12 protein-coding genes and 1 pseudogene are annotated in these 16,486 nt (G+C 69.1%); 9 read left to right on the plus strand and 4 right to left on the minus strand.

The genetic code is table 11. The annotated features are described in order from the left end of the window. The 8 genes from MIC448_RS12915 to MIC448_RS12950 all read left to right on the plus strand — a co-directional run. Positions 1-369, plus strand: a 369-nt coding sequence (locus tag MIC448_RS12915; RefSeq protein ID WP_036300445.1) for a DUF6350 family protein, incomplete at its 5' end; no start/stop codon positions are given. A 41-nt stretch (positions 370-410) separates the two neighbouring features. After that, entirely contained in the window at positions 411-1,004 is a 594-nt protein-coding gene (gene purN / locus MIC448_RS12920) for a phosphoribosylglycinamide formyltransferase (RefSeq protein ID WP_036300448.1), read from the plus strand. 57 nt (positions 1,005-1,061) lie between these two features. Next, positions 1,062-2,669, plus strand: a complete 1,608-nt coding sequence (purH, locus tag MIC448_RS12925; protein ID WP_036300451.1) for a bifunctional phosphoribosylaminoimidazolecarboxamide formyltransferase/IMP cyclohydrolase — start codon at positions 1,062-1,064, stop codon at positions 2,667-2,669. Between the two features lie 402 nt (positions 2,670-3,071). After that, entirely contained in the window at positions 3,072-4,679 is a 1,608-nt protein-coding gene (locus MIC448_RS12930; RefSeq protein WP_232711659.1) for a DNA-3-methyladenine glycosylase 2 family protein, read from the plus strand. Continuing rightward, on the plus strand, positions 4,676-5,206 hold the full coding sequence (locus MIC448_RS12935; RefSeq protein WP_036300454.1) for a methylated-DNA--[protein]-cysteine S-methyltransferase: 531 nt from the start codon (positions 4,676-4,678) through the stop codon (positions 5,204-5,206). The genes MIC448_RS12930 and MIC448_RS12935 overlap by 4 nt, the downstream gene beginning before the upstream one ends. A 184-nt stretch (positions 5,207-5,390) precedes the next feature. Continuing rightward, on the plus strand, positions 5,391-7,343 hold the full coding sequence (locus MIC448_RS12940) for an ABC transporter ATP-binding protein (RefSeq protein WP_081766407.1): 1,953 nt from the start codon (positions 5,391-5,393) through the stop codon (positions 7,341-7,343). Further along, entirely contained in the window at positions 7,340-9,160 is a 1,821-nt protein-coding gene (locus MIC448_RS12945; protein WP_036300456.1) for an ABC transporter ATP-binding protein, read from the plus strand. The genes MIC448_RS12940 and MIC448_RS12945 overlap by 4 nt, the downstream gene beginning before the upstream one ends. 40 nt (positions 9,161-9,200) lie before the next feature. Then, on the plus strand, positions 9,201-10,001 hold the full coding sequence (locus MIC448_RS12950; protein ID WP_036300459.1) for an alpha/beta fold hydrolase: 801 nt from the start codon (positions 9,201-9,203) through the stop codon (positions 9,999-10,001). A 99-nt stretch (positions 10,002-10,100) separates the two neighbouring features. Here the strand turns inward: MIC448_RS12950 and MIC448_RS12955 are convergent, their stop codons facing one another. Beyond that, positions 10,101-10,553 (minus strand): GNAT family N-acetyltransferase, encoded by a 453-nt coding sequence (locus tag MIC448_RS12955; protein WP_036300461.1) that lies wholly within the window; start codon positions 10,551-10,553, stop codon positions 10,101-10,103. 198 nt (positions 10,554-10,751) lie between these two features. On the opposite strand from MIC448_RS12955, the gene MIC448_RS12960 reads away from it, so the two are divergent. Further along, a complete protein-coding gene (locus tag MIC448_RS12960) occupies positions 10,752-12,971 on the plus strand; it encodes an NADP-dependent isocitrate dehydrogenase (RefSeq protein WP_036300474.1) in 2,220 nt (739 codons plus the stop codon). A 50-nt stretch (positions 12,972-13,021) separates the two neighbouring features. Here MIC448_RS12960 and MIC448_RS12965 read toward each other — a convergent pair whose 3' ends face one another. The 3 genes and pseudogenes from MIC448_RS12965 to MIC448_RS12975 all read right to left on the minus strand — a co-directional run. After that, the gene (locus MIC448_RS12965; RefSeq protein ID WP_036300463.1) at positions 13,022-13,954 is read right to left on the minus strand and encodes an N-acetylglucosamine kinase; all 933 of its coding nucleotides are present in this window, start codon (positions 13,952-13,954) and stop codon (positions 13,022-13,024) included. Beyond that, positions 13,951-14,919 carry a 1,4-beta-xylanase gene (locus tag MIC448_RS12970; RefSeq protein ID WP_036300465.1) on the minus strand — a complete coding sequence of 323 codons (969 nt, stop codon included), beginning with the start codon at positions 14,917-14,919 and terminating at the stop codon, positions 13,951-13,953. Before MIC448_RS12970 ends, MIC448_RS12965 begins: the two co-directional genes overlap by 4 nt. Next, a pseudogene (locus MIC448_RS12975) lies at positions 14,916-16,486 on the minus strand (glycoside hydrolase family 2 protein); the annotation flags it as partial. The pseudogene MIC448_RS12975 and the gene MIC448_RS12970, both read right to left, overlap by 4 nt.

Consider the following 16,486-nt stretch of genomic DNA (forward strand, 5'->3'; position numbering starts at 1 on the left):
CACGCCGTGACCGAGGGGCCGAGCGACGCGATGGCACCGCGCGTCGTGACAACCCTCGCCATGGCGGTCGCCGCAGCCCTGGCAGCGGCCGGGATGGCGGTCGCGGCTTCGGGGGCGATCGGTCCCGGACGCCTCGCCGACGTCGGCCCGCAGGTGGGCCCCCTCGCCCTCGCGATCGGCGTCGAGGTGCTCGTGGGAGCAGCCATCCTGTTGCTGTCGCCTCTCTCGCACGCGCGTCCGGAGGACGATTCCCCGTCCGCGGAGCACGGGGATCAGCCCATCGCGCCGACGCGCGAGACGCGTGATCGTCCTTTCGTCATCGAGGACGACCAGGCGACCGCCCCCATCGCTCCTCTCACTCAGGGGTGATCGCCCCGGGCGTGTTGCCCCGGCCCCGGTAGACTTGCCCGGTGCTCACGGTCGCGGTCCTCATCTCGGGCACGGGATCGAACCTTCGCGCACTGCTCGAAGCCGCGAACGGTGCCGGGTTCCCTGCTCGGATCATCGTCGTCGGCGCCGATCGTGAGGCCGAGGGATTCGCGCACGCCGACGAGTTCGGCATTCCCACCTTCCTGGTTCCGTGGTCGAGCTTCGATTCGCGCGAGGCGTGGGGCGACGAGCTCCTGCGTCAACTCGATGTGTGGAACCCCGACCTGATCGTGCTGAGCGGCCTGATGCGCCTGCTGCCGCCGGCCGTCGTCGCGGCGTACGCCCCGCGCATCGTCAATACGCACCCGGCATACCTGCCCGAGTTTCCGGGAGCACACGGCGTGCGCGACGCGCTCGCCGCCGGTGCGGCACAGACCGGAGCGAGTGTCATCGTCGTCGACGACGGGGTCGACACCGGACCGATTCTCGCCCAGGAGCGTGTCCCCGTGCACCCGAGCGACGATGAGGCTGCCCTGCACGAGCGCATCAAACCCGTCGAGCGCCGCCTGTTGATCGATGTCGTCCGCCGCATCGGAGCCGGTGAGCTGGATCTCGCCGCCGCATCCTCCGCCTGACTTCCCCACCTGATTTTCGCCAACCACGGACCAACGTCCCCGCAAAGGAGCATCCCCATGGCCGGACCGAGCCACGACAAGTCCCTCTACCGCGACCGCGATGTCGTCCCCGTTCGTCGCGCCCTCGTATCCGTCAGCGACAAGTCCGACCTGCTGGTTCTTGCTGCAGCCCTAGCCGACGCCGGTGTCGAGATCGTTTCGACGGGTTCGACCGCGGCGACGATCCGCGACGCCGGTTTTGCGGTGACGGATGTCGCGGCGGTGACGGGCTTCCCCGAGTCGCTCGACGGGCGGGTCAAGACGCTCCACCCGGGCGTGCATGCGGGCCTTCTCGCCGACCTGCGTCTGGAAGACCACGAGCGCCAGCTCGCGGACCTCGACATCGCGCCGTTCGAGCTCGTCGTGGTCAACCTGTACCCGTTCGTGGAGACCGTGGCCTCGGGCGCCGAAGCCGACGACGTGGTCGAGCAGATCGACATCGGCGGCCCCGCGATGGTCCGCGCCTCGGCCAAGAACCACGCGAACGTCGCCATCGTGGTGTCGCCCTCGTCCTACCCGGCCGTGATCGACGCCGTCGCCTCGGGCGGCACGACGCTCGGCCAGCGCCGTGAGCTCGCGGCGCGTGCCTTCGCGCACACCGCGGCATACGACTCGGCCGTCGCGACCTGGTTCGCCGAGGGCACGCTCGCCGAAGGCGAAGAACTGCCGGGCCACCTGACGATCCGCGCCGAGCGCCTCGAGACCCTTCGCTACGGCGAGAACTCGCACCAGCGTGCCGCGATCTACACGCGCACGGGCGGCCACGGTATCGCGCAGGCGACGCAGCTGCAGGGCAAGGGCATGAGCTACAACAACTACGTCGACGCGGATGCCGCCCTCCGCGCCGCGTTCGACATGGTCAAGCCCGCCGTCGCGATCATCAAGCACGCCAACCCCTGCGGCATCGCGGTGGGAGCGCCGAACGCGCTCGACCCGATCGCCAGCGCCCACCTGCGGGCGAACGAGTGCGACCCCGTCTCGGCCTTCGGTGGCGTGATCGCCGCGAACCGCCCGGTCACGCTGAAGATGGCCGAGAACCTGCGCGACATCTTCACCGAGGTCATCGTCGCGCCGGGCTTCGAGCCGCAGGCGCTCGAGGTCTTCGCCGAGAAGAAGAACCTGCGGCTGCTGCAGCTTCCGGCCGACTGGAAGCAGGAGCGGATGGATGTCCGCCTCGTCTCCGGTGGACTGCTGTTGCAGGACGCGGACCGGTTCCCGGACGACATCGAGTCGGTCGCGAAGGACTGGGAGCTCGTCTCGGGCACGCAGCCCGAGGGCGAAGACATGACGAACCTCATCTTCGCGTGGAAGGCGTGCCGCGCGGTCAAGTCGAACGCGATCGTGCTCGCGAAGAACTCCGCCACCGTCGGAATCGGGATGGGTCAGGTCAACCGGGTCGATTCGTGCCGCCTCGCGGTCGATCGTGCGGGGGACCGCGCACGCGGTTCGGTTGCCGCATCCGATGCCTTCTTCCCGTTCGCGGATGGTCCGCAGGTGCTGCTCGATGCGGGTATCGCCGCGATCGTGCAGCCGGGTGGCTCGGTGCGTGACGACGAGGTCATCCAGGCCGCGCGTGACGCCGGCGTGACGATGTTCTTCACGGGCGAGCGCCACTTCTTCCACTGACGCGGCGCCTCTCGTTTCGTGCGCGGATCTGAACTCGCGAGTCCGCCGGTTCTTGCCGAGTCCGCCGGTTGTTCCGCGCTGATATGCGGCGGCCTCGGCGAGAACGGGCGGCCTCGGCATGCGCCGGCGCGCGGCGGCGTTAGCGTGACGCCTTCGCCACGGTCGACCCGGGGGTCGACGCGACGGCAGCGATTCCGGCTCATGCGACGCGAGGGCCTTCCCCTCGCGAGTTGAGAAGAGGCACCGAGTCCGCCGGTTGGTCCCGAGCGCGCCGGTTGTTCCGCGTGGATAAGCGGCGGGCTCGGCGCTAACCGGCAGGCTCGGCACGCCGGGGTTCGAAGCCCGCGCCGCGGTGTCCGATTTCCGCGAGCGAGGGCGTCCGGAGCGTGTCAGGCTGGGGGCATGAAGCAGTCCGCGAGCGCCCCGCCGAGGCATCCGTCGATGACCTTCGACGAGCGCTACCGCGCGATCTCGTCGCGCGACACCCGCTTCGACGGCCAGTTCGTCACGGCGGTCCGGACGACCGGGATCTACTGCCGGCCAAGCTGCCCCGCGCGGACTCCAAAGCCCGGGAACGTGTCATTCTTCGCCACATCGGCCGCCGCACACGAGGCGGGCTACCGCGCCTGCAAGCGCTGCCTGCCCGAGGCAGCGCCGGGTTCGCCCGAGTGGGATCTGCGGGGGGACGCCGCGGGCCGGGCCATGCGGCTGATCGCCGACGGCGTGATCGAACGGGAGGGCGTTCCGGGGCTCGCTGCGCGACTCGGCTACTCGCCCCGGCATCTGACGCGGATGCTCGCGGCCGAACTCGGCGCCGGGCCGCTTGCCCTCGCCCGAGCCCAGCGCGCCCATACCGCTCGCATGCTGCTTCTCGGCACCGACCTGACGGCGGCGGATGTCGCGTTCTCGGCGGGATTTGCGAGCGTTCGGCAGTTCAACGACACGGTGCGCGAGGTGTTCGGGATGACCCCGACCGAGCTGCGCGCGCGTGGCACGCGGGCCGGGGCGGCGCCCGAGGCGGGGGGCACCATCCGCCTCGCGCTGCCGTACCGGCTGCCGTTCGATGCCGCGGGCTTGTTCGCGTGGATGTCGGCGCGGGCGATCGCGGGGGTGGAGGTCGCATCATCCGATTCCTTCGCGCGCACCCTGCGGCTGCCGGGTGGGCCCGCGTGGTTCCGGGTGCGGGATGTACCCGCGCAGGGTCGACTCGTGCTCGAAGCCCGCGTTGCCCGCCCGGCGGACCTGGCGTCTCTCGTGGCACGGGTGCGGCGGCTCTTCGATCTCGACGCCGACCCGCTCGCGATCGATGCGGCGCTGTCGACCGACTCACTGATCGCCGCGCGCGTGCGCGCCGTGCCCGGGCTGCGGGTGCCCGGTGCCGCCGACCCACACGAGATGTTAATCCGCGCGATGGTCGGGCAGCAGATCACCGTCGGCGCGGCCCGAACGGCGCTCACGCGGCTCACGGAAGAGCTCGGCGAATCCGTCGACGCCGGGGAGGGAACGGATCGGCTGTTCCCGACGATGTCCGCGCTCGCCGAGCACGGCGCCGACGTGCTGCGCGGTCCACGTGCCCGGATCAACGCCATCACGGCCGTCGCCGCGGCCCTCGCGTCGGGCGAGCTCGATCTGGGGCCGGGGGATGACCCCGCGGCGCAGCGCGCGACACTCCTCGCTCTGCCCGGCGTCGGGCCCTGGACCGCCGACTATGTGCGGATGCGGGTGACCGGCGACCCCGATGTGTTCTTGCCGGGCGACGTGGCCGTGCGGACGGGCGCCGTTCGCGCCGGACTGCCCGGCGGCCCCCGCGAGCTGACCGCCCGTGTCGCACCGTTCGCGCCGTGGCGGTCGTATCTGACCGGGCATCTATGGCGCGCGGCCGCGGACCTGCGCCCGGCGGACATCTCAGAGGAGCCGCACCCGCAACACCCCGAATCCGGGCCCCTCGAGACATATTCCGCCCCAGCTCACCTTCCTGATGCTCGCCCGACGAAAGGCATCCCCGCATGACCCCCACCGAGACCGCCCTCACCGAGACGATCGACACGCCCGACGGTCCGCTCGTCATCGTCGCCGACACTGACCAGCGCGTGCTTGCGGCCGGTTGGACGACGGATGCCTCGGCCGTCATCGCCCGTATCCACCCGTCCCTGCGGCCCGACGCCGTGCGCGAGGCCCACCTCGACGCTGCCGAGGCGGCGCGCGCGTATTACGGCGGCGCCCTCGACGCGCTCGATGACGTACCGGTGCGGCAGCACGGCACCGAGCTGCAACTCAAGGGCTGGAGTGCGCTGCGTCGCATCACGCCGGGAGGGCCGCTGACCTACAGCGAGTTCGCTGCCACGTTCGGCTCGCCGACGGCGGTTCGGGCCGCGGCATCCGTCTGTGCGCGAAACGCCCCCGCCCTGTTCGTGCCGTGTCACCGCGTGCTGCGCAGCGACGGATCGCTCGGCGGTTTCGCCTGGGGTCTGCCCGTCAAGGCCGGCCTGCTCGCCCGCGAACGGGGAGACGCATTGCCCGTGACGCAGTCGTCCTGATCCTGTCGAAACCGGCCCGCTCGGGCCCGCACCCCGCGCGGGAAGCGGTCTGATGCTTGCCTCGCTCCGCGCGGGCGCATACTCTGGAAGGCTGCCCGCACCGCGCCTGGCGACCAGGATCCGTGCGCTGCAGCTCTTCCGCACCGTCGCGCCGACTAGGCGATTCTGCACGCCCAAAAGGACCATGACTTCGACAGCCTCGACACCCACGCCCCAACCGTCGACCTCTCGGCTGTCAACGCCGCGCGCCCTGGCCCGCCTCGTTCCCTTCGCCCGTCCGGTCGCCGGGCGCCTCGTGCTGGGTGGCGTCAGCGCCCTCATCGCGAGTCTGCTGGCCCTCACGATCCCGCTCGCCCTGGAGGTCATCGTGGCGGGCCCGATCGCGTCGAGAGACACCGGGCAGATCGTGTGGGGCGCCGTCGTCGTGCTCGGCCTCGGGCTTCTCGAGGCCCTCATGGTGTGGGCGCGGCGCTGGTTCGTGCTCGGACCCGCGACGAAGGTCGAATACGACCTGCGCACCCAGTTCTACGAGCGCCTGCAGCGCTTGCCCGTCGCGTTCCATGACCGCTGGCAGTCGGGGCAGCTGCTCAGCCGCATGATGCAGGACATCAGCCTGATCCGGCGTTGGCTCGCGTTCGGTCTCGTGCTGCTCGTCGTCAACGTCCTGACGATCCTGGTCGGCTCGGTCATCCTCTTCCGGTGGCACTGGGCGCTCGGCACGATCTTCGTGGTCTGCTCGATTCCGCTCTGGATTGCCGGTTTCCGCTTCGAGAAGCGTTACGGATCGCTCACCCGGCAGAGCCAGGATCAGGCGGGCGACCTGGCAACGGCGGTTGAAGAGAGCGTGCACGGCATCCGTGTGCTGAAGGCGTTCGGCCGGGGCGGCCACGCGCTGAAGAAGTTCGCGAGCCAGGCCGAGGGTCTGCGCGCGACCGAGTTGAACAAGGCTCGTGCGGTCGGGCTGATCTGGTTCTGGCTCGTGCTGCTGCCCGAGATCGCCTTCGCGCTCTGCCTGGCGGCTGGGATCGTGCTCGCGCAGCTCGGCCAGCTGAGCGTCGCCGAACTGTTCGCGTTCTTCGCGATGGCCACGGTGCTGCGGTGGCCGATGGAGTCGATCGGATTCCTGTTCTCGTTCCTGCTCGATGCGCGCACCGCGACGGATCGTGTGTTCGAGGTCTTCGACGAAGAGAACACCATCGTCGATCCCGCCAAGCCCCGCAGCGCGGCTCTCGCCGACGGTAGGGTCCGTGGCGAGCTCGCGTTCCGTGGCGCCCATTTCCGATATCAGGATGCGCCCGAAACCGATCGCGACATCCTCGATGGCATCGACCTCGTGCTGCGCCCGGGCGAGACGATGGCACTCGTCGGCCTGACCGGTTCCGGCAAGACGACGCTCACGACGCTGCCGACGCGGCTCTACGACGTGACCGCGGGGCGTGTCGAGCTGGATGGCGTAGATGTTCGCGAGCTCACGCTGCACGAGCTCCGGCGTCACATCGGGATGGCTTTCGAAGACGCGACGCTGTTTTCCGCGACCGTCCGCGAGAACGTGCTGCTCGGACGCGAAGATCTCGAGCCCGGCAGCGCCGAGGCCGAGCGTGTGTTGCGCGAAGCGCTCGACGTCGCGCAGGCGGCCTTCGTGGACGACCTGCCCGACGGCGTCGACACGATCATCGGCGAAGAGGGCCTGAGCCTGTCGGGTGGTCAGCGTCAGCGTCTAGCCCTCGCCCGGGCGGTCGCCGCCAACCCGGCCGTCCTCGTGCTCGATGACCCGCTCTCGGCCCTGGATGTCGACACGGAGGCGCTCGTCGAGGCCGCGCTACGGCGTGTGCTGGAGACGACGACGGCGCTGATCGTCGCACACCGGCCGTCGACCGTCGCGCTCGCCGACCGGGTCGCTCTGCTGGAGGACGGGCGGATCACGGCAGTAGGCACGCACTCCGAGCTTCTCCGCACGAGCGAGCACTACCGGCACGTGATCTCGAGCCTCGAATCGGAAACCAACCCGACCAACGAGACGGATGGTTCGCCCCCGATTCCGGATGCCTCGATCGCCGAGCCCGCACCCCTGTCATCCGCATCGATCGTCGAACGTGAGGGGCCCGGCGCCGCCGGCCTCGGAGGGGTCAACCCGTGAGCACCGTCACCGGAACCGAGGGCGAAGACCGCTCCGACTACACCCAGGCCGAGAGCCGGCAGATCCGTCGCCGATCGCTGCGCCTGCTGGGCTCGCTGCTCTCGCCCGTGCGCGCCAACCTGATTCTTGCGGCCTCGGTGCTCGTCGTCTCGACGGCGCTGCGGGTCCTCGGCCCTGCCCTGATCGCCTACGGGATCGACACGGCACTTCCGGCCGTCACGGAACGCATGGACTGGATGCCGACGATCGGCGTCGTCGCGGTGTTCATCCTGTCGGCAATCGGTGGGGCGGTGCTGATCGGCTGGTACGTCGTCGTCACGGCTCGCCTGACGCAGACGATCATGCTCGACCTGCGGATGCGGATCTTCCGCCATACGCAGTTGCTCAGCCTGGAGTTTCACGAGTCGTACACGTCGGGGCGCATCATCTCGCGCCAGACGAGCGACCTCGACTCCATCAGGGAGCTGCTGGACGGCGGTCTGAACGAGCTCGTCTCGGGCCTGTTGTACGGCGGGTTCACGCTCATCGCGCTGCTCCTGCTCGACTGGCAGTCCGGCATCATCCTCGTCGTGATGGGTGTGCCGCTCTGGCTGCTGATGCGCTGGTTCTACCGCCGCTCGCAGTTGGTCTACCGCGAGTCGCGGGTCGTCAGCGCCCAGGTGATCGTGAAGTTCGTCGAGACGATGACGGGCATCCGTGCCGTCAAGGCATTCCGGCGCGAGAAGCGCGACGACGAGGATTTCGGTGAACTCGCGAGCCAGTACCGCGACGTCAACATGCGCTCGATCCGCCTGTTCGGAACGTTCGAGCCCGGCCTGATGGCGGTCGCCGCGACCACTGTCGCGCTCGTGCTGCTGTGGGGCGGGGTCCGCGTCGCCGGTATCGCCGGGGGAGGGATCGAGGTCGGTGTGCTGCTGGCCGCCGTGCTGTACGTTCGCAACTTCTTCTCGCCGCTGCAGGAGGTGGCGTTCTTCCTGAACTCGTACCAGTCGGCGACGGCGGCGCTCGAGAAGGTGTCGGGCGTGCTCGAGGAGCAGCCGACGGTGCCCGACCCCACCAAGCCGATCGACCTTTGGAAGGCCCGCGGTCACGTCCGATTCGACGGTGTGGAGTTCGGTTACGGCGAAGATCGGACGATCCTGCCCGACTTCACACTCGACATCGCGGCCGGCCAGACGGTTGCGCTCGTCGGCACGACAGGAGCCGGCAAGTCCACCCTGGCCAAACTCGTCTCGCGCTTCTACGACCCCACCCGGGGTCACGTGACCCTCGACGACGTCGACCTGCGCGATCTGCACCCGAAGGACCTGCGTCGCGCGATCGTCATGGTCACGCAAGAGGCCTACCTCTTCAGCGGCTCGGTGGCAGACAACATCGCGTTCGGCAAGCCCGAGGCGACGTTCGAAGAGGTTCAGGCTGCAGCGCGGGCGGTGGGGGCGGATGAGTTCATCCGTGCCCTCCCGGACGGCTACGACACCGATGTGAACAAGCGCGGCGGGCGCGTCTCGGCGGGTCAGCGTCAGCTGATCTCGTTCGCGCGTGCATTCCTCGCGGACCCCGCCGTGCTGATCCTCGACGAGGCGACCGCTTCGCTCGACATGCCGAGTGAGCGATTGATTCAGGATGCCTTGCAGCACCTGCTCGCCGATCGCACCGCGATCATCATCGCCCACCGGCTGTCGACGGTTGCGATCGCCGACCGGGTTCTGGTGATGGAGCACGGGCGCATCGTGGAGGACGACACCCCGGAGGCGTTGATCGCGGGAACGGGACGGTTCGCGAAGCTGCACGAGGCCTGGCGCGAGACACTCGTCTAGCGGTCGTGGCGGCCGCCGACGACGTGGGATGCTGTGTGCCATGACCGCTCCCTCGTCGTCGGCGCTGACCGAGATGCCCGATCCGCAGTTCGTGATGTCGGTGGAGGGCTACCGCATTGCGACCTACACGTGGGGGGACGTGGACGCGGAGCCCCTGCTCTGCGTCCACGGTTTCTCATCGAGCTGCCGGGACAACTGGGTCGACACGGGCTGGGTTCGCGACCTCACCCGGGCGGGCTTCCGCGTCATCGGTGTCGATCAGCGCGGCCACGGGGCGAGCGACAAACCCCACGAGCCGCGGGCGTACACGATGGACGACTTTCTCGCCGACCTCGAGATCGTCCTCGACACCTACCTGGTCGACGAGGTGCGCTACGTCGGATACTCGCTCGGCGCGCGGGTGGGCTGGCAGTTCGCGGTCGATGCCTCGCACCGCGTGTCGCGCGCTGTACTGGGGGGAATTCCGGATGGCACACCGCTCGGGCGGTTGAAGCTCGATCAGGCGCGGGCGTTCGTCGAGGACGGCGTGGAGATCACCGACAAGGTCACCCGCAACTACGTCACGCTCTCGGAGCGGGTGGCGGGCAACGATCTGCGCTCGCTCATCGCGCTCGCCGAGGGCATGCGCCTGGGTGATGCGGACCCCGACCCCACGCATCCGCCGCGCCAGCCGATCCTGTTCGCCACGGGAAGCGACGACGCGATCCTCGAGCGCTCGCGCGTTCTGGCCGAGGCGACCCCGAACGGTCGGTTCGTCGAGATTCCCGGTCGGCACCACTTCAACACGCCGGGTTCGCGCGACTTCCGCAACGCGGCGCTGGAGTTCTTGACCGCCCCGTGACCCGTTTCGTCTCGGCCCTGCGGGCCTCGCTCAACGACCGGCGCCCCTCGCTCGTTGAGCGAGCGCAGCGAGTCGAAACGCGTTTCCGTCCTGCGAGGCTCAGATGCGGATCTGGGCGATGACCTCGCCGTACTCCGTTTCGCCCACGGGCGTGAAGCCGACGCGGCGGAAGAAGGCCTCGGGGCCGTCCTCGCCCGCTTCGTAGATGACGTTGACGTGGTCGAGTCCGCGCGAGCGCGCCTCTTCGACGAGCGACTGCACCGCGAAGCGCCCGACGCCGCGGCCCTGGTCGTCGGCGTCGACGTTGATGCGCCACAGCACCGAGCGGAAGTAGTCGATCGAGGCGTCATCGTCGAAGTTCGCGCTGACGAACCCGACGACCTCGTCGCCATCGGCGACGACGCGCTGCCAGGAGGTACTCGGGTCGGCGACGGTGGCCGCGACGCCGTACGAGACCGGGGCGAGGAATTGTTCCTGCCCGGGCTTCAAAGACAAGTTGTTGACCGCCACGATCGTGGATGCGGACAGTTCAACCAATCGCAGCTCAGCCATAGCGACAGGGTAACGGCTGTTGCCATGGAGACCCACATGAGGATGTTGCTGAATGTGTCTGCGCGGTGAACATCCAGCGTTGGACAGGGTGCCGAGGCGCCGTTGTTCCGTGCGTCCGACCCGCACAACTATCTCGACGTCGAGATACATTTCGAGGTCGTGGGATAGGGTGGACGAGACGTGAATGGAGACTTCCTGGTGACCGAATCGACCATCATCTACACCCACACCGATGAGGCCCCGGCCCTCGCGACGGCATCCTTTCTGCCGATCGTGCGTGCCGTTGCGCGTCAGGCGGGGGTGGACGTCGAGACGCGCGACATCTCGCTCGCGGCTCGCGTGCTCGCGGCGTTCCCGCAGAAGCTGACGCCCGAACAGCAGGTCGGCGACGCACTCGCCGAGCTCGGCGGGCTCGCGACGCTTCCCGAGGCGAACATCATCAAGCTGCCGAACATCTCGGCGTCGATCCCGCAGTTGAAGGCGGCCATCGCCGAGCTGCAGGCGCAGGGCTACGACATCCCCGACTACCCCGACGAGCCCTCGAGCCTCGATGAGAAGGACGTGCGTGCGCGCTACGACCGCATCAAGGGTTCGGCCGTCAACCCGGTGCTGCGCGAGGGCAACAGCGACCGCCGCGCGCCCCTGTCGGTGAAGAACTACGCCCGCAAGCACCCGCACACCAACAAGCCGTTCCCCGCCGGCTCGAAGACACGCGTCGCGACCATGGGCCACGACGACTTCAAGAGCAACGAGAAGTCCTGGGTTGCCGCACACGACGACGTCCTGACGATTCGCCACACGGCGACGGATGGCACGGAGACGGTGCTCAAGAGCGACCTCAAGGTCTTGCCCCGCGAGATCATCGACGCGACCTTCCTCTCGGGTAAGGCGCTCGACGCGTTCCTGGCTGAGGCGCAGGATGCCGCCAAGGCCGACGACGTGCTCTACTCGGTGCACCTCAAGGCGACCATGATGAAGGTCAGCGACCCGATCATCTTCGGCCACGTCGTCCGCTCGTACTTCGCCGATGTCTTCGCCCGCTACGGCGACAAGATCGCGGCTGCGGGGCTCGACCCGAACAATGGCCTCGGAGCGATCCTCGCCGGTCTCGGCGATGTCGACGGGGGCGACGAGATCCTCGCAGCGTTCCACGCGGCCCTCGCCGCCGGGGCTCGCGTGTCGTACGTCAACTCCGACAAGGGCATCACGAACCTGCACGTTCCGTCGGACGTGATCGTCGATGCATCCATGCCCGCCCTCGTCCGTAACGGCGGCAAGCTGTGGGGCGCAGACGGCGGCGAAGAAGACACGATCGCCGTGATCCCCGACTCGTCCTATGCCGGCGTCTACCAGGCCGTGATCGACGACGTCATCGCCAACGGCCCACTCGACCCGGCCAAGATCGGCACCGTCCCCAACGTCGGTCTGATGGCCCAGGCGGCCGAAGAGTACGGCAGCCACGACAAGACATTCGAGATCGCCGCCGACGGCATCGTTCAGGTGCTCGACAGCTCGGGCGAGGTGCTGATCGAGCACACCGTCGAGGCCGGCGACATCTGGCGCGCCACGCAGACGAAGCACATCGCCGTCATCGACTGGGTGCGCCTGGCTGTCTCTCGCGCCCGTGCCACGGGTTCGCCCGCCGTGTTCTGGCTCGACGTCAACCGTTCGCACGACGCGCAGCTGATCGCCAAGGTTCACCAGGCGCTCGCGACCCTCGACGTGCACGGTCTGCAGCTGTCGATCCTGTCGCCCGAAGAGGCGACCCGTTACACGCTCTCGCGCATGCGCCACGGCCTCGACACCATCTCGGTGACGGGCAACGTGCTGCGCGACTACCTCACCGACCTGTTCCCGATCCTCGAGGTCGGCACGAGCGCCAAGATGCTCTCGATCGTTCCGCTGCTTGCGGGCGGCGGCCTGTTCGAGACGGGAGCCGGCGGATCGGCCCCCAAGCACGTGCAGCAGCTCACGGGCGAGAACTTCCTGCGGTGGGACTCGCTGGGTGAGTTCTTCGCGCTCGCCGCCTCGTTCGAGCACCTCGCCGACCGCACGGGTAACGCCAGCGCAAAGGTCCTCGCCGACACGTTGGACGCGGCAACGGGGACGTTCCTCGAGAACGACCGGTCGCCGGGTCGCGCCGTCGGCATGATCGACAACCGCGGGAGCCACTTCTATCTCGCGCTGTACTGGGCGCAGGAGCTGGCGAAGCAGACCAGCGACCCCGAACTCGCCGCGCGGTTCGCGCCGATCGCCGAGGAGCTCGCGGCGAATGAGCAGACGATCGTCGACGAGCTCGCCGCCGCGCAGGGTACGGCCGTCGACATCGGCGGTTACTACCACCCCGACGCGCAGCGGGTCGACGACATCATGCGTCCCTCGAAGACGCTGAACGGCATCATCGACGCACTCGCCTGAGACCGCCTTGCGGGGGCCTCCGCGCGAGGCGAGGCCCCCGCGGTCTTGTCTCAGTCCGCGATCGAGACGTACGACAGCAGCGCATGGCCTGAGCCCAGGTGGGCCAGGGCGGTCGCGCCGTCGATCCCACCTCCGCGGCTCGTCTGCATGCGCACGCCCGGAACCGCCTCCTGCAGCAGCTCGGTGAAACGCTCGCGGATAAGCGAGGACCGGAAGACCCCGCCGATGGCACAGACGGTGGCGGTGTCGTCGCCCGGCTCGGCCACCCTGCGCAGGGCCGCGGTGGCCGACACGGAAAGCTCGCGTGCGGCACGCAGGCAGATCTGGGCGGCAACGCCGTCCTCCGACGCGAGTTCCGTCACCCGATGCGCCAGCGACGCGACCAGCGCGACACGATCGTCGGTGGCCTGCAGCTCGATGTACGCGCTCTCGATATCGGGCCATCGCTGCTTGACGAGGTCGGTGAGTGCGGTGCGCTCACCCCGGCCGTCGTGGGCGCGCATGACGGCGTCCAGGGCTTCGCGCCCGATCCAGTAGCCGCTCCCGGCGTCGCCCATGATGTTGCCCCAGCCGTCGACGCGCGCGACGCGCGATCGGCCGACGCCGAGCGTGACGACGCCGGTGCCGGCGGCGACGACCGCGCCGGTCCCGTCGCCGAGCGCGCCGAGGAACGATGTGACCGAGTCGTGCGCGAGGATCACGCGGCGCACGTCCACGGGCAGATCGAGCAGACTGCGCAGATTCGCCGCGTCGGACTCGATCCTCGTCAGGCCCGAGACGCCGGCGGCGACGACGTCGACCGCCAGGTCCTGCTCGGCTGCGACTCGACGCGCGATATCGGCCAGCTGTGGCAGCAGGGGTTCGTGCGTCCGGATTCCCGGGAACAGCCGTTCGGTCGGGGCGACGTCCGCGCGTTCGACCCGCACTTTGATCGCCGTCTGACCCGCGTCGATCGCGAGTACCACCGGCTCGGTGATGCTCATGGCTTCGTCTCCTCGTGCCACGCGCGATAGGTCGCGCGCAGGTATGTTCCCGCCGGCTTCCCGTACGGGCAGTAGTCGTCGTTACACGCGGCCGCGTCCGCGTCGTAGAGGTCGGCCGGCCAGTCCCAGAGCATCAGCCCGCCCACCCATGGCCGGTTCCGGCAGGCGGCGAACATCGCCTGGTAGTACGTGAGTTGCTCGGCACCCGAGGGTTCTCCCGGCAGTGCCCAGTCGTTCGGGAGCTGGGCGGAACCGGTGCGGCTGGGGCATCCGGCCTCCATGAAGAAGAAGGGCTTGCCGGATGCTTCGACCACGCGTTCGATGCGATCCAGCTGCTGCTCCCACTCGTCTATCGGGTAGTAGCCGCTCGATGAGATCACATCGACGGCGTCCCACCACGTGACGTGGTCTTCCTGGTATTTGTCGCAGTTGTAGGTCACCAGCCCGCCGTAGACCTCGCGCACGTCGGCGACCAGGCGCCGCCAGTGGGCCTCCTGCCCGTCGGCGCGAACCATCTCGCAGCCGATGCAGAGCATCTCGCACCCCTCGGCTTCGGCGATCCGTGCGGCGTGCAGGATGAACTCCCGGTACGAGGCGAACCATTCCGACCAGCTCGGCTCGTTCGGAACGTCCCAGTCGAAGAAGCCGATGTGTGCGCGCCAGGTGCCGTCGGCGCAGTTCACGACGGGCTTGAGCACGACTTTCATGCCCAGCCGCTTGGCTTCGCGGATGGCCCACGTGATCTCGTCGTCGGTCACGGTCGGGGTGTCGCGGAAGGGTATGTCGGTCGAGAACGGTGTCGCCTGTTCGGCCGCGTACGCCAGCGCGGTCCAGGTGACGGCGTGCTCGGCCATCCGCGCCATCGAATCCGCGGCGGTGCGGGTGGCCCACGTGCCGCGGGTGCCCACCCAGCCCCAGGTCATCCCGCAGATGGGCTCGCCGAGGCGTTCGATCAGCGTCGTCATCGTGCCACCAATTCGTTCGCCGTGCACACGATGCCCGCTTCGTCCAGGCGTGCGGCATCCTGCTCCGTCAGACCCGCGACGCGGATCGTGACGGACTCGCCCGGCAGCAGGGTCACCAGGCCCTCGTCGGCGACGGCCTCGGGTCGGATCTTGTCGACCAGGAGCGTCAGGTCCCGCACGAGCGTGCGTGCCGTGATCGTGACATCCAGGCCGTCCTGATGGGCCGCCGCGTCGATCGTCAGTTCGGGAGCGGACAGCGCGCTGTCGCGTCCCTCGGCGAAGAACCACACGCCGCGGACGCCCTCGAGCTCGGCGCTGAGGACCTCCGAACCGGCGTCGCCCGCCGTCCGGACGTCTGCCGGGACCACGACCTCGGTTCGTCCGTGCGGGGCCATCTCGACGGGCGCGCTCGCCTCGGCCAGCACTGTTCCCGCGAAGTCGCGCCGAACGAAGCGCAGCGAACCCGTCCAGGCCTCGGCGGTGTCGTTGCTCGCGATCGCGGTGAGACCATCTTCGCGAGGCTGGATCGTGACGATCCGTGGCGCGAACGCGTTGCGCAGAGCGTAGAAGAGCGGTTTGGGCCGCTCATCGCCGTCGATCGCGGCCCACGAGGTCACGGGCCAGCAGTCGTTGAGCTGCCAGACGATCGCCCCCATCGTGTGCGGGGCGTGCGAGCGGAAGTGATCGAGCGCCGCACCGACCGCGTTGGCCTGGTTCAGCTGCATCGCCCAGTGCCACGTCTCCATGTCGTCGGGTACCCGGTAGTGAGGCAGGAGGCCGTTCGTCAGCTTGACGTTGCCCTCCATCGCCTTCTGGTGCACGATCATGCCCGGCGACTCCGGGGTGAGCGGGGCGTCGTCCAGCGACCGCGTCAGGGTAGACCAGGTCGGTGGCGCCTGCCAGCCGAACTCGGCGACGAAACGCGGCCGGTGGTCGCGATAGGTGAGCCAGTCCTGCCTGTTCCACTGCTCCCACAGGTGCATCGAGCCGTGCGCCTCGTCGTTCGGGTGCTCGCCGCCGGGGCTGAACGGGCTGCCGGGGGAGTATGGCACGTGTGGGGCGAGGTCGGAGACCAAGCCCGGGAGCATCTCGTAGTAGTAGTGCGCGCCCCAGGTGCGGCCGTCGAGTCGCGCCTGCCAGCCCCAGTCCTCGTACCCCCAGAGGTTCTCGTTGTTGCCCGTGAGCAGGGCCAGCGACGCGTGGGACCCGAGGCGAACGATGTTCTCGTGCGCCTCGGCCGCGACCTCGGAGCGGATCGGCTCCTCTTCGGGGTAAGCGGCGCACGCGAACAGGAAGTCCTGCCAGGTGAGCAGACCGAGCTCGTCGCAGAGGTCGTAGAAGTCGTCGGACTCGTAGATGCCGCCGCCCCACACGCGGATCAGGTTGAGGTTCGCGCGCGTCGCCTGGCGCAAGCGTCGCTCGTATCGCTCGCGGTCCACGCGCACCGGAAGGGCATCGTCGGGGATCCAGTTGGCGCCCTTGACGAAGACAGGGACGTCGTTGACGACGAGGGTGAAAGGTGTGCCGGAGGCATCCGGCGTCGTGTCCCAGCGGAGCGAGCGGAACC

Source organism: Microbacterium sp. C448, from assembly GCF_000582705.2.
GTDB lineage: Bacteria > Actinomycetota > Actinomycetes > Actinomycetales > Microbacteriaceae > Microbacterium > Microbacterium lacus_A.